Raw genomic sequence first — 11,738 nt, 5'->3', positions numbered from 1 at the left:
TTTATCTATCTGCTGGATAGACCACACCAAGTTGTTTTCGAACGTTCGTCATCACATCAGCAAGACGTATCATGTCAGTTGGTGAATGCGCATCCGTCTCTGATTTCCTAGCTTCTATTGCTCGCACAAATGCTTCAATCTCATAGGACATCGGAGCATTCTGCGCTTCTGATATGATTTTTGACGTGCCATCCCGTAACTCCAGACGGACTTCATCGCACGTCGCGATATCGTCGATGATGATACGCCCTTTTTCACCGATAATCTCTGAAGGCGTCGATGTCGCATGGATTTTTGAGTGCATGATAACTACGTCAAGGTCGTCATAAGAGAGAAGGACCGTACCACTCCCGTCCACTCCAGATTCTAACGTAACGCCGCTCGCCTGGATTTCATTCGGCTGACCGAACAGTTTCAAAGCAGGTCCGAGAAGATAGACACCGAGGTCCATCAACGAGCCGTTCGAAAAATCAGGATTGAACGTGTTGGGGTTCTCCCCTTTTTTGTACAGGTCGTACCGTGAAGAATATTGCGATTTATTGAAGACGGCCCGGCGAACCGGAGCGATTTGTTCCATCGCTTGTTGAACCCGTTCAAGGTTCGGCATGAACAGATTACGTAGTGCCTCAAGTAAGACGACGTGGTTCTTCTTCGCGACTTCAATCATACGAGTGACTTCCTGGACGTTCGAGGCGAGCGGTTTTTCACACAGGACGTGTTTACCATGCTGCATGAAGAAGATGCTCTGTTCGGCGTGAAGTGAGTTCGGGCTCGCAATATAGATGGCATCAATGACATCACTCTGAGCCATCTCTTCAAGTGACATGAACGTATGTACAATGGAGTGATTTTCTGCGTATTCTTTAGCACGTGATTCCGTGCGCGAGTAAAGTGCTGTCACTTCTACATAATCCAACTGATTGATCGTCTCGATAAACCAGTCTGTGATGAAGTTTGTACCAATGATGCCAAAACGGATCATGTGAATTCCTCATTTCTGTTCTTTCAGTTTTTTTGTGAGTAGGATTTCATCCAATAAAGGAATCTTATCATACCCGACTTGTGGGATTGTCGATTTCTGCTCTCTTGCTTGGGTGACCGCATCGTGAATAATTTGTTCCAGACGATAACCACGACGTTGATAAAAGCCCAGTGCCCTCAAATTATCATTTGTTGTGATGACGACAGATTTGACTGCCCCGTGCTTTATACCAATTTGTTCAACAGCAAGGAGTAAACGAGATCCAATACCACTGTTCCCAATCAGACTATCAAGAGATATGATCTCTACTTCCTTATCCCGCAAGACATATGTCACAAGACCTTGAATTTGATCAGATTCCATATAGGCGAATCCTTCAAGTTCGGCACAATCATATATTCCTGAAGAAACGACCATCTGAGAAGAACCCCATTGCTCAATAAAAAAGTGGCGAACTTCTTTTTGGATACTAGGATTGATTGATATAATTATGACTATTACCTTCTTTCATAAATAAACTCTACTTGCATATATAGTATGTGAAATATTAAAAAATACTTCTATCGTTCTTCTTATCAACTTGTTCGATTTTGAGGTATTTAGAGATATTTCTCTTCCTTAAATGGCCAACAGTAACTTTTCTCATCTTTCATGACACAAGCAACACCGTCTTCAATCATCAATGACGAACAGTCAAGGAGATGACGGGGCATCGGATAGGAGTCAATCCGTCCGTTCATTTGGACATGGACGAGACGAGCATCGATTGAAGAGATGACCCAAACCCCATTCGTTGACGCACACATCACGTCACAATCATGAAGAACTGGGGCCTTTCTCACTTCATGATTGTAGCGAAAACGTACGCTTCCCTCGTTTGAGAAACAGACGAGTGCCTCGCTCGAGATCCCATCACCAAAGATGCCCTCGTCCCCATATCCAATCCAGATTCCCGTATCATTCATTACAACTGCTGCAATCGCGTTTCCTGCATGAAAGGAATGATTGATCTGTCCATGCGTATCCAGCACCCACGCATTGGTCGGTTCTCCTTCTAACGTAAACGCCCAAATGAACAAGTGATTCTCGTCGATGATTCGAATACCCGAGACATATTCATGCCGTTTAAGGTCTATGACCAGCTCATCCCAATTAATATAGAATCGATGATTGGACTTTACCAAACGAGCGGAACCTATTGACTTCTGCATATCGAAATCAACCATCTCTATTTCATCGTTCATACACAATCATCCCTTATCATCTTCCAATCGCATGAACTGTAACGCCTCTCGAAACTGTCTAGATTCTTCATCAGTCACTCCTTCATCCACATATCTCGATTTCCAATAAGGAGAGAGGTCCACCTCTTCAACACCGATCCGTTTGAACCAGTCCAAAACGGTCTCATTCGATTGATGCTTTAATGAAACCGGTAAATCCAAGTTGAACTGGATGAGCGCATTCCGAATCTCGCTATCGGTCCATTGAATCTCTTTGGATTCTACAAACTCTTTGGCTTTAGTCTTTCTCCGTCTTCGTTTTACGGCGTCACTCGAGAAATCAATGGTCGAGACGACACGCTTTCTTCTTCGCATCGCGATGATCAGTAGAATCATTAAAACAATCAATCCTCCAATAAGGAACCATAACCAGTATGAACTCCCTGACTCTGTCACCGTCCCATCTGCTCCGAACGTGTAATCTAGAAAGTCGATATTCAAGAACTGTAATTCATCGTCCTCTCTCATCTCGCGTGACTTCCCTTCATAAAAACCGCTGCTCTCACCATCCTCTCCAGAAAAAAGAAGCACAATCCCTCCCTCCGTAGGGTCGTGAAACCATTCCCAAAACAGACGAGCCAGATGGATCAATCCAGTCACCAACATCAAACCGCCGAGCATGATCATCAATAATCGGGTTGTAAACCGCATCGTAACCTCCGTCACACATTATGTCCTATTTTATCATGCAAGATTATGGATTGTCAGAAAAATCCAAATAAAAGGACCGAAAGATTTTTCGGTCCACTGTTTTACAAAATTGCTTCTGCGAGCAGACGGTCAAACTTACGCACATCCACTTTTTTATTCAGATTGATTTTGATTGTACCGGCGCGCGTGAACAGTTGGACTTCTGAGTTCAAGTCGAACATGCGTCCCGCGTTCTCCGTCGAGTACATATTGATCGAGTCATACGGAAGTGAGTAGACTTCAATCTTCTTCCCCGTGAGCCCTTGCGCGTCACGGACAATCAGGCGTTTGTTCGTGAATACGGCGACGTCACGTACCGTCTTGTAGGCAGCGACGGCCCGCTCTCCATCGATGAATGTCTCGGTGATATCACTCGGCACCTCACACTCTGAATAAAACGTCCACGACAAATCGCCAATTGGGTTTCCCATATCGATTCCTCCCTATATGAAATGAATGTACTATCCCCTATATTCCACATTTCTCGTTTGATTAGACCTTGAATGGGAAGATAGTGTATAGCATGTTGAATGTAGAGGAGGACGTCGTTATGATTGCGCAACAGGTGATCACATTACTACTCATTGGCTATTTCATTTATTTGATTGATTCCAAACGCAATTACTTCCCTGTTCCGGTCATCTTGGTCTTGATCGGGATTGGTCTCTCGTATATCGCCTTTTTTGATTCGGTGTTCATCTCAAAAGATATGATTTTCGAGGTGTTCCTGCCTGCACTTCTCTTTACATCTGCCTATCAGTTCAAATACAAAGATTTGAAGGACAATATCGGGATCATCACGATATTGAGTACGGTGGGCCTTGTCTTGACCGCCATCTTGATGGGATATGGCACGTTTTGGATCAGTGAGTTCTTCACCCCGCTCAGCCTGACTGCTTCCTTCTTATTAGCGTCCATCTTGATTCCGACCGACCCCGTTTCCGTGACCGCGATTTTAAAGCGGAGTAAAGGTGAGAAACGGATTGCGGACGTCGTCGAAGGCGAATCGATGGTGAACGATGGAACGAGTGTGGTCATCTTCACAATCTTTCTCAGTATGTTCGCGACGGGAGAACGATTCTCCACGCTCAGTTTTTTGACCGATTTTTTGATTGTGTCTGCTGGAGGAATCGGCATTGGATTCATTTCTGGATTGTTACTTAAGAAATTGATGATTGTTAGTTATAAGAAGCACGAGCTCGTCATGCTGACGATTGTGACTGCATATGGTTCCTTCTACCTCGCCGATGCGCTAGAAGTGTCTGGTGTACTCGCAACGGTGACAGCGGGTATGATGTTGTCTCACGAACTCGGAACTAAAGAGGATTACGAATCGGTCCAGCGTCACTTGGATGGTTTCTGGGACATCGTCATACCGATGTTGCTCGCTCTCTTGTTCTTATTGATTGGAATCGAAGCGACCAGCTATTTGTCTGTGTCACTCTGGACGTTCGCTGTTCTTTTATTCCTGCTTTCAATCGTGACCCGGTTCATTATCGTCGGCGGCCTCGTCTATTCGGTCCCCGTCTGGCGTAAGGAATTTAAAGACGATTTAACGGCGACTTCCTTACTCACGTGGTCTGGAATCAAAGGAACGATGTCGATTGCCCTCGTCCTCTGGCTAGAAGCGGAGAATATCGACGGGTCGAGCGAAATGATCTCCCTCGCGTTCGCAGTCATTTTACTCTCCCTGATCTTACAAAGCATCGGTGTTTACCCACTGACGACATACTTAACGAATAAACATGACAAATGACGGAACCCTTCCTTAGAGAAGGGTTTTTTAGATTCTTAAATTGACATTGTCTACTTTTAGTGTAAAATTACACTTGTAATATATTAGGAGGTGATTGTGTTGGAAAACACTTCAACGCCATCCGCTGCCATTTCTACTGGAGTGGTGACGGTTGTACTTGCACTTGTTGCATCGTATCTTACTCCATCGTTTTTGAAGGTCGGCATCATCTGGGATATCGTCGCATTCTTAGTCATCGGCATCGCGACTTTCAGTTTTACATACCATTTTTATCAATCGAAACGGATCACATATTGGCAATACATTTCCTGCTATATCGTCGTCTGCCTGCTCTTATTCACCGTGTTTCTCGGCATCTCATGGATCCTGATCTTCATTAGCTCGGCGTCACTTTGAGTTGTACGAATAGAAAGGAAAAAAACCATATGCAAAAATCTGAATTTATTGGACAAGTCTCTCGAAAAATGAAATTGATTCGTATTGAATCCCAGCATTCACAGGATGAGATGGCGAATTTACTTGGCATATCAAAAAAAACACTCATTCAAATCGAGAAGGAGCGAAATGAGGCGAGTTGGTCGACCGTAGTGACGCTATGCGCCTTGTTCAATGAGAGTGAGATCCTCATCCATTTAATCGGTGACGACCCGGTCGAGTTCGTCAAACTGATTGCGACCGAGAACACTTATGAACCGAAAGAAAAAACACTCGGCGGTCGCGTCTTTTGGCATGCGATCGAGTCAGGTTCCCACTTCATTCTTCAGCAAAATATCATCAGCGGACATTATCGTATCATCGACCTCGATCATGTGAGGTGGTACAGTACGTTTGATGCGGAAGATGCCGAACAGGTAAGATCGAAATTGGAACATCAGCGTGAGGTTTCAGATGACACGAAAGCATAAAGATTTGGTGATGGCTTTCAGTCTAATCGTCATAACAATCGTCTACTTTTGGCAGATGCCAAACATCGCGTATGACTACATTTGGTTAGTTGGCACAATCATTTTACTCGTCCTCTCGTCTATATCGATCACGCGCTTGATTCAATCATACGTTCCACTTTCTTTGATAAAATTCGTCCTGATTAGCGTGATTTTTTTCCTTGTACTCTGTTGTCTGTTGATCACCATGTTTTATGTCGTAGCGCTTTACCAGATGAATCACTTATAACGAATTGGAGGGTTTCCTATGAGATTTTATGTCGGTTCAAGTTTTGCGAATATCGAAGAAGTACGGTTCATCCGTGATCAGCTGATTGCGCTCGGTCACACGCATACGTATGACTGGACACAAAACGAACGCGCCGCTTCAATTGATGCGTTACGCTCGATTGGCGAAGAAGAGGTTTCTGGAATTCAAACAGCGGACTTCGTTGTCATCCTGTTGCCTGGAGGCAAAGGCGCACACGTCGAACTCGTGATTGCTCTCGGGATGAATAAACACGTTTTCCTTTACGATTTGGGTGATCAAATGATGAATATGGTGGAGACGAGCACGTTTTATCATGTAGATGCGGTACAACGATGTGAGGGACCGTTCAACGCCCTTCCCCACCAAATCCAAAATCGATTGAAGCTCTCTAATCACGTTTGAGCTGATGCCCTTTATTCTCACGGAATCGATCCGGGGTGTAGCCTACCTAATCCATGTAATGATTATTCGGCTTTGTTCAATTAAAGTTCATTTAGTTTGTACTTCAATTTATCAATCATATCTAATTGCATCACCAAATGTTGAATCTCAGTATTTAAGAATTCAGTCAACTCGACCAATTCTTCCTCAGATGGAAACAAGGATACGCCGGCTACACGATAAGTTTCAGAGACAGAAGCAGTACCACCTAAAGCTAGTGCTTTTTTATACTTTCTCAAAGTGTCGACTGGATGTTGCTTGTACTGCATATACATGCGAAGTGCAGCAATCTGAGCGAGCGCATATTCTATGTAATAGAATGGTGTTTCAAAAAGATGAATGACACGCATCCAATGTTTACCCTTTACATCGCTCACATCGTTCCAATCAATCAAATCAGTATCATATTGATCAACCAAGCATTTGAAGATATCATCAAATGAATCTATATTCTTTTCTGGATCATATAGATTATGTTGAAATCGATCCACGATGAAGACACTTGGTAAAAATTCGATAATCAATCGAAAATGTTCCAGTTTAGCTTGAATGAAATCTCGTTCATCTGAAAAGATAGTTGTCCAATGGTCCATCGAAAATAGCTCTAGTGACATGGCTGCGAATTCGCCGACTTCAAACGAAATAGACTGCGCTTCAAAAAATAAGTGTTGCTGTGAGAGATCATGGTGAATCGCGTGACCCATTTCATGTATTAAAACAATGTAGTCATCAAATCCACCGAAACGGTTCATAAAAATGAAAGATGATTTTGAGTCGGGTAAAGATTCACAAAATCCACCTTCCGCTTTATTCGGTCGAGGTGATAGATCGAGATGGCCCTTCGCACGCATATCAATAAACAGCCTGTCAAAATGAGGATCGAGTTCATTCAAGATTCGTTCCGTTCCATCGATTAAGTCATGCAATGAAACGGATAGATTATGATCATCCGAAAAAGGAGAAATCAATGAATCCCATGGCGAGAGTTTCGATTTCTTCAACTTCTTTGTCTGTAGCTGCTGGAACGAGCGGCGAAGTGACTTAAAATGTTTACTCACTTGATTCGCAAATCTTATACATTCCTCAGGTCCGTAATCTAAACGCCCCAGTTTCATGAAGGCTAGTTCACGATAACTCTGATCGTTTAAGCGTTGTGCCTGCTGTTCCCGATTTTGAATAAGACTTTTTAGGCAATCAGTAATGTCATCTTCTTTCGAGACATACGCTTTATACATATGCGTAAAAGCTTGTTTACGGATGGATTCATCAGCATCGTATAGGTCGCCTTGAAGTTCCGCAATCGACTTAGAATCATCTGTCGGGTCAATCAATTGACCAATTGTTTGCATATATCTCTGTATGAGTTGGTCCTCTTCAATCAGTAAATCAATATTATCTTCATGATAAAGACTCATCCGATTTCGCATTAGGCGAGTGACATGATGCTCCTCCTCTATGGACTGTAAGGTAATTCGTGAAACATGTCTTTTCAGCTCATTGAGTGCAGGTTTTATAATGGTTTGAACATGATGTTGTCTTTGATTTGCTTCATCGTTATTGATGTCTCGCTGAACGTCAATATAGCTCTTTGTGACATATTCATCATATTTTCCAATCAATGCTGAATATTTCGATATGAAGCCATCTAACTGATCAGAATCAATTTTATGAATAGTCGCAAGTACTTGGTTCGTCTCTTTTATTTCTTTATAGCCGATCAACACTGCACCTCAATTCTTCGTTAATTTTCTATATTATGGTTATAACCAAAATTTTTGTTCCTAATATTTTCACAATATGCTATCCTTACGAAAATGATCTGACAAACGCGATGAAGAGAACAGTACATCAATGAATCTTTCATAGAGAGCTCCGCCTGGTGAAAAGGAGTAAAGAACGTTGGTCGAAACAAACCTCTGAGCAGCGCCATGGAACTCACCCCGAGGGATATGGCGACGGGCACTCCCGTTATAGAGTTGAGGTATAGTCCGACTCGTTCGGCAGTACCGAATAAGGTTCGTGCGGTGACGCGCGAACGAACAGGGGTGGCACCACGATGAGAATCTCGTCCCCAAGAATTCGTTCTTGGGGGTGGGATTTTTTTGCGTTCCGAAAGTGATCAAAAATTGAAGGAGTGATTGACTTGAACTCGTTTCGAAAAACATCTGCGCTGCTTCTCGTCAGTGTCGGAATCTCAAACCTCGGTGCCTGGGTATACTTCATTGCACTCAACTTGATTGTCTTAGAAATGACTGGTTCGCCGTTTGCTGTCTCAGTACTCTATGTGTTAGTCCCGCTCGCATCGCTCATCTCGAATCTTTGGTCAGGTAGCCTGATTGATCGAGTCGATACGAGGCGACTGATGATGTTACTGGATGGTTTACGCGCGTTCCTCGTATTCAGCTTAGGTTGGATTGAGTCTCTGTGGCTCATCTACGTAATTGTCTTTCTCCTCAATGTAATGAGCTCGCTATTCGAATCATCGAGTCTGGTCTACATGACGCAACTCGTACCTGCCTCGAATCGACAAAAGTTCAATGCGATGAAGAATTTTGTGCAGTCATCCGGGTTTATTTTAGGTCCAACAATTGCCGGACTACTCTTCCTAGTTGGGAGTTCAACAACTGCAATTTTCGTGAACGCGTTCGCACTCGTTGTCTCAGTCGGAATGTTGTCGCGCCTTCCATCTCATCTTCGAACGAATGTATCTATTGAACCCTTCTCCGTCCGATTAATTATCGAAGATTGGAAAGTCGTCGTACGATTTGCATCGAATGCTAAATACGTGACGCTCATCTATGGATTGTTCTGCGTCATGACGATTTTCATGTCTGGGCTCGATTCATTGGAGGCTTCATTTGCGACCCAAGTCCTTCACTTATCTGAGAGCCGATATGGATTTCTCGTCAGTATCGCTGGGATTGGAATTATCGTTGGGTCACTCATCAATTCAAGATGGAGTCACCGTTTATCCTTATCGTTTTGTATTGGATTCGGGGCAATCATGACACCAGTCGGCTATCTCCTGTTCGCAGGCTCTTCTTCGTTCACGATGGCTTCCATCGGATTTTTTATCCTGACGTTCGCGCTTGCGTTCGCCAATACCGGATTTTTGTCATTCTATCAACACCATGTTCCTGTCGAAATCATGGGCCGGTTCTCTGGTGTCATCAATGTGACAGAGTCGCTATTCGTCATCCTGCTCACATTCGGGATTGGACTCCTTGCCGAAATGGTCGGGATTCGCCCAGTCTATCTCGCATTCTCGATTGTCTTCTTCCTCGTTGGTTGTTACACCATATATGTCATTCGCGACCGCTCGAAACGGGAGTATTTCATACACAATCAAATTGAAGAAGTGTCTTAAGTCATGAGCCGGTCGTTTATATGAGATTGGCTTGTTCGATTCGATGTATGGCTTAGAGGGTTAACCATGTACACTCCACCGTTTAATCAGTTCAAGATCTTCTGGAAATGCATGTACTAAATGCTCTATTTCATCAATTGACCACCAATTGACTTCATCGATGTCCGAGTCGATTATGGCATTCGCCACTCGCTCGTCACACGTTGCCAAGAAATAATGCGTCTCGACTTGATAGTTTGAAATGATGGCTCGTTTGATATGTAATAGTTGATTCACAGAAATGCGATATCCCGTTTCTTCTAACACTTCGCGCTGGCAGCATTGTTCTAGAGTTTCTCCGTCTTCTAGACCACCTGATGGCAAACTCCATTGTTGAATGTCGCGGTTTTTCACAAGAAGGATTTTCTTTTCTTCATTGATGCATAAGGCAGCCGAACCAATCCTTTTTTTCATCCATTCATACCTCCCTTTTTAACAAGTTGACCAATTAATTGATAATCGAATGAGTGCTCAATCGCGTCAATCACGCCGTGCACAATTTCCTCATGCGTCAACCAGCGAAAGTTCTCACCATCATATTTCGCACCTAATTGAACTTGTCGGTATGTTTGTTGTTCGTTTATGTATAAAGACCGTTTCTCCTGTTCAGAGTTCGCCTGGCTCCCTAAAATATGTAGAACATCTGCATGTGAGGAATGATTCAAGATGATTTGCATCGCCTTCCCGGAGTCCCGGTGTATCCATGCGATGACTTGTTTGAATGGTCCGTATCGCTTGATCAATTCTTGTAGCCCTATTGATAGATCCTGTTCGTTACGATAATCAACAAGTAGCGAATGACACGTTTCAGGGTTTCGGCGAACGACTTTTGCCATTCTTTCCGGGTCTCGCCCGATAACAGTGACAAGATGTTCGCTTGCCAAACAAGATGTGACTTCAGCTAACATTCCGGTACCACCGACAATTAAAATATGTTTTTGATTCATGTCATCACCTCATTTCCATTATACACCAATAAATGAACTCTCTTTCGGTAAAGAAGTGTTCTGAATCATTGGCGTATTTTCAAAAATATCCCGTTATTCAATTAAAGAATCACTTATAATGAATCAAGTGTACGAATCAGTTTGAATGATCACTATTTCGGAAAATGGATAATAGTGTTACTATTACAATTTATTTCTTTTAGGAAGGGGGAGATGCGATGCGACATTGGTCTATCATGTCATTTCAACTGATTTCGCTCATCGTTGGCTCGTTGATCGTAAGTACTCTATTGTCTTCTGTTCTTATGATGAACAATCTACCGGTCTGGTGGATGATTTGTATCCCTGTCCTCTATCTTTCAACGCTACTCATCCATCGAGCCTCTGGAGTCCTGATCTCGTTAGGGTTCGGCGCTTACTTTTTCATCATGATGTCTGGAACTGCGACTCCCATAATTGTTCAACTTCTGATTCTTCTGTTGTTAGCGATGTTGACGATTCTAGCTTACTTGCTTCAAGTCGGTTTATTTCGCTCACAATTTGCATTGAGTGTCGCAGAAGCGAGAGTCAGTCAATTAATTGCCGTCGATCCTGAGACCGGGTTTGATAATCGTAATCGATTCTTCATGGACCTTGAAGCAGAGCGGAATCGATTGATTCGAAATAGTGGAACGTTCGTCGTCACATTCGTCACATTACCGCTCCTCAACGATTTCGAAAAACGTTATGGACGATCCGAATATGAATGGTTTTTAGATTATTTCAGTGACGAATTACATGAAGCGACACGACGGACCGATAAAAAATATCGGGTTGCCTCCGATACATTTGCCATCCTTTTTCCTCAAACCTCACTCGAAAATGCACAAATCGTTCATGAACGCATCAAACCACTGTTACAAGGATACTCTCGTCTAGACGGCGAACCACTTACCATTGATTGTTTAGATAAATCATTTGAAGTGACCTTAGAGAATTCATTCATGAGTTTGGATGAGATTCGGATGTACTTGAGTGAAGACGAAAAAAAATGAGTTCA

General features: G+C 43.2%; 14 protein-coding genes and 1 other annotated feature. Of the genes, 6 read left to right on the top strand and 8 right to left on the bottom strand.

Going from position 1 to position 11,738, the window contains the following annotated elements:
• Position 1: 1 nt before the first annotated feature.
• The 5 genes from KNO92_RS08445 to KNO92_RS08425 form a co-directional block, all read right to left on the bottom strand.
• Complete coding sequence (locus KNO92_RS08445; protein WP_214760889.1) at positions 2-982, bottom strand: Gfo/Idh/MocA family protein; 981 nt, start codon at positions 980-982, stop codon at positions 2-4.
• Positions 983-991: 9 nt separating this feature from the next.
• On the bottom strand, positions 992-1,450 hold the full coding sequence (locus KNO92_RS08440) for a GNAT family N-acetyltransferase (RefSeq protein WP_353047398.1): 459 nt from the start codon (positions 1,448-1,450) through the stop codon (positions 992-994).
• A 131-nt stretch (positions 1,451-1,581) separates the two neighbouring features.
• Positions 1,582-2,226 (bottom strand): hypothetical protein, encoded by a 645-nt coding sequence (locus tag KNO92_RS08435; protein ID WP_214760884.1) that lies wholly within the window; start codon positions 2,224-2,226, stop codon positions 1,582-1,584.
• A 6-nt stretch (positions 2,227-2,232) separates the two neighbouring features.
• The gene (locus KNO92_RS08430) at positions 2,233-2,916 is read right to left on the bottom strand and encodes a hypothetical protein (RefSeq protein WP_214760883.1); all 684 of its coding nucleotides are present in this window, start codon (positions 2,914-2,916) and stop codon (positions 2,233-2,235) included.
• Between the two features lie 101 nt (positions 2,917-3,017).
• On the bottom strand, positions 3,018-3,386 hold the full coding sequence (locus tag KNO92_RS08425) for a PH domain-containing protein (RefSeq protein ID WP_214692319.1): 369 nt from the start codon (positions 3,384-3,386) through the stop codon (positions 3,018-3,020).
• Between the two features lie 119 nt (positions 3,387-3,505).
• On the opposite strand from KNO92_RS08425, the gene KNO92_RS08420 reads away from it, so the two are divergent.
• The 4 genes from KNO92_RS08420 to KNO92_RS08405 all read left to right on the top strand — a co-directional run bounded on the left by KNO92_RS08420 (position 3,506) and on the right by KNO92_RS08405 (position 6,307).
• Positions 3,506-4,711, top strand: coding sequence for a cation:proton antiporter (locus tag KNO92_RS08420; protein WP_214760880.1), 1,206 nt, complete (start codon positions 3,506-3,508; stop codon positions 4,709-4,711).
• Between the two features lie 99 nt (positions 4,712-4,810).
• Positions 4,811-5,107: a hypothetical protein gene (locus tag KNO92_RS08415; protein ID WP_214692304.1), complete on the top strand. Its 297-nt coding sequence runs from the start codon at positions 4,811-4,813 to the stop codon at positions 5,105-5,107.
• 29 nt (positions 5,108-5,136) lie between these two features.
• Complete coding sequence (locus KNO92_RS08410) at positions 5,137-5,616, top strand: helix-turn-helix transcriptional regulator (RefSeq protein WP_214692302.1); 480 nt, start codon at positions 5,137-5,139, stop codon at positions 5,614-5,616.
• Between the two features lie 286 nt (positions 5,617-5,902).
• The gene (locus KNO92_RS08405) at positions 5,903-6,307 is read left to right on the top strand and encodes a group-specific protein (protein WP_214760878.1); all 405 of its coding nucleotides are present in this window, start codon (positions 5,903-5,905) and stop codon (positions 6,305-6,307) included.
• A gap of 80 nt (positions 6,308-6,387) precedes the next feature.
• Here the strand turns inward: KNO92_RS08405 and KNO92_RS08400 are convergent, their stop codons facing one another.
• Positions 6,388-8,067: a M3 family metallopeptidase gene (locus KNO92_RS08400; RefSeq protein WP_214760876.1), complete on the bottom strand. Its 1,680-nt coding sequence runs from the start codon at positions 8,065-8,067 to the stop codon at positions 6,388-6,390.
• Positions 8,068-8,168: 101 nt separating this feature from the next.
• Positions 8,169-8,422 (top strand) — a binding site (T-box leader).
• 67 nt (positions 8,423-8,489) lie between these two features.
• Between KNO92_RS08400 and KNO92_RS08395 the strand changes: the two genes are divergently transcribed.
• Positions 8,490-9,713 carry an MFS transporter gene (locus tag KNO92_RS08395; protein WP_214760874.1) on the top strand — a complete coding sequence of 408 codons (1,224 nt, stop codon included), beginning with the start codon at positions 8,490-8,492 and terminating at the stop codon, positions 9,711-9,713.
• A 60-nt stretch (positions 9,714-9,773) separates the two neighbouring features.
• Here the strand turns inward: KNO92_RS08395 and KNO92_RS08390 are convergent, their stop codons facing one another.
• Both KNO92_RS08390 and KNO92_RS08385 read right to left on the bottom strand, forming a co-directional pair.
• Entirely contained in the window at positions 9,774-10,166 is a 393-nt protein-coding gene (locus tag KNO92_RS08390; RefSeq protein ID WP_214760871.1) for an NUDIX hydrolase, read from the bottom strand.
• A complete protein-coding gene (locus KNO92_RS08385) occupies positions 10,163-10,699 on the bottom strand; it encodes a Rossmann-fold NAD(P)-binding domain-containing protein (protein ID WP_214760870.1) in 537 nt (178 codons plus the stop codon). Before KNO92_RS08385 ends, KNO92_RS08390 begins: the two co-directional genes overlap by 4 nt.
• Before the next feature lie 218 nt (positions 10,700-10,917).
• Between KNO92_RS08385 and KNO92_RS08380 the strand changes: the two genes are divergently transcribed.
• Positions 10,918-11,733, top strand: a complete 816-nt coding sequence (locus KNO92_RS08380) for a GGDEF domain-containing protein (RefSeq protein WP_214692269.1) — start codon at positions 10,918-10,920, stop codon at positions 11,731-11,733.
• Positions 11,734-11,738: the final 5 nt, after the last annotated feature.

Origin of the sequence: Exiguobacterium sp. s129, from assembly GCF_018617585.1 — a bacterium.
GTDB lineage: Bacteria > Bacillota > Bacilli > Exiguobacteriales > Exiguobacteriaceae > Exiguobacterium > Exiguobacterium aestuarii_A.
Note: the sequence above shows the minus strand (reverse complement) of the source record. Positions and strands in the feature narration are given on the sequence as shown.